This is a genomic window from Cellvibrio sp. (assembly GCF_053579595.1).
The window spans coordinates 1-2,337 of record NZ_JBRFPI010000528.1 but is presented as its reverse complement, the minus strand read 5'-3'; the positions used below and the strand labels follow the sequence as shown (position 1 = coordinate 2,337).

The following is a 2,337-nucleotide window of genomic DNA, read 5'->3' as shown; positions in this document are numbered from 1 at the left end:
GGTGCAAGTGGCTCGCGTGTGGTTAGTGGATCACTTTCCGGTTGGTAACGCTCGTACTCATGTTTGGGAAATTCGAGTGAATTTAGCGGTAAACGTAAACCGAGTGGAGAATCACCTGGTACTAACATGAGTTCGCCGGTGCGTAATTTCCAGCGGCCGGTCAGCCAACTCTGGTTTGCATAGTTCCATTCAATCGGAAGCACGTAACCGCTTTCGGTATTTAATCCGCGCGATAGTAATTTGGCGATACGACGGCGTTCCAAATCATCTTTTAAATCGGCTTTGAGTGGATTGACATCGGGAGGTAAAGTCCCTTCTGCCCAGAGGTAATAGAGTACATCCTCGTAGGCAGGAATGAGATGTTCACTGTTGACAGTAATCTTCGCACACAAGGTTTGTGCGAATTTTTTTGCATCCACATGTGTAAGGCCGTAACTTTTATCGGCGCGCGCTAATAAATCAGGATTGCTCCAGAGCGCCTGACCGTCGGTGCGCCAGAAACAGCCGAGCGCCCAACGCGGTACTTCCTCACCGGGATACCACTTGCCCTGACCATAGTGCAGCAGGCCATTGGGTGCAAAGGTTTTGCGCATGCGCAACAATAAATCTTTTGCGAGACGCAATTTATCGGCGCCCAGTGCACCGGTATTCCACTGCTCGGATTCCATATCGTCAATTGATACAAACGTAGGTTCACCGCCGGTGGTCAGACGCACATCCTGTTCAATTAATTCTTTATCAACCGCAGCACCGAGCGCGTTGATGGTTTGCCATTGGTCTTCGGTGTAGGGTTTGGTTACGCGCGGGTCTTCGAGGATGCGGAAGACTTCGTTGCTGTACGAAAATTCCACTTCGCATTTGCTGGTGGCACCGGTTATAGGTGCAGCAGAAATCGGATCGGGTGTGCAGGCGAGTGGGATATGCCCTTCGGTTGCCAGTAAACCGGAAGTTGGGTCGAGTCCTATCCAGCCAGCGCCGGGAATATAAATTTCAGTCCATGCATGCAAATCAGTGAAATCTTTTTCCGGTCCACTGGGGCCATCGAGTGCTTTGATATCAGCTGTGAGTTGCACCAAGTAACCGGAAGCAAAACGCGCGGCGTAACCCAGGTGACGGAAAATTTGTACTAGCAACCATGCGCTGTCGCGACAGGAGCCTTTGGCAAGTGTGAGAGTTTCTTCGCAGGTTTGGATACCGGGTTCCAGGCGTACACCGTAACCAATTGCCTGTTGCACAAGTTGGTTGATAGTCACCATAAAATCATTCACCGCCCAAGGTTTTTCACTCAGTTGACGATGGCGGATATCAGCTTTGATCTTATCTACCATCTCCATCAGCTGCGGTCCGCTTTCGCTGATTTCGAGATAGGGAATTAGTTCGCGCTGCAGTTGTTCGTCGTAATCAAACGGAATGTGTTGCGCGTAGTCCTCCACAAAAAAATCGAAGGGATTGATGGAGGTCATATCGGCGACGACTTCAACTTCAATCGACAGGGTTTTGGTCTGCTCGGGAAATACCAGGCGCGCTTGAAAGTTGCCAAAAGGATCTTGCTGCCAATTAATAAAATGATCAGCGGGTTCGATTTTGAGGGAGTAGCTGTGAATTTTGGTGCGGCTATGGGGCGCTGGGCGCAAACGCAGTACATGGGGGAAGAGTGAAGTTAGGCGATCAAATTCATATTTTGTCTTGTGGTGAATGGCAACGCGGATAGCCATAAATTAATTCCTTCCTGCAAAGTGCGGTTTATGGATCATGCTGGTGCACTCAAGTGTGCACCAGGCTGGGAAAAGGGCAAGTTATTATCATCCCCGTCGGTTGTTACGCTATTTAGGTCGCGGTGATAGCCGCTTAACTTGCCTGTTATATTTGCTGCTATTAGTAAGGCAATAACTGCACCATAAGTGCCCTAAGGTAAAAAATGGGTCGGACAGAAACAGAAAAGCGCCAGTATCGGGTGGATACTGGCGCTTTTAGGGCATTCAGTGGCGAGCAATTAGTTTTGCGGTGGTGGCGGTAACTGCAAAAAAGCTTCGACGATCAGGCAATCCCAGGATTTGGTCAGCTCGCGCAGGTACTGGTTATCCGCCTCAAACACAGAGTGCTTCATGTAGCCGCTGTTGGTGGCATAGGTCATCAGCTCTATGGGTGGGCCAACGGTGAGGTTGGACTTCATGGTCGAATCCATAGAGACCAGTGCGCAGAGCGCTGCGGTATCCAAACCTGTTTCTGGCTTGAGGATACGGTCGAGGATTGGTTTGCCATATTTGCTCTCGCCAATTTGCAAATAAGGTGTTTGCTTGGAGGTGGTGATGTGATTGCCCTGTGGGTAAATCAACA

1 protein-coding gene and 1 pseudogene are annotated in these 2,337 nt (G+C 49.8%); both read right to left on the bottom strand.

What is annotated here, in order from left to right; translation table 11 throughout:
• Positions 1-1,715, bottom strand: a 1,715-nt coding sequence (locus ACWA6V_RS20730) for a transglutaminase family protein (protein WP_449524262.1), incomplete at its 3' end; no start/stop codon positions are given.
• A gap of 278 nt (positions 1,716-1,993) precedes the next feature.
• A pseudogene (locus ACWA6V_RS20725) lies at positions 1,994-2,337 on the bottom strand (peptidase); the annotation flags it as partial.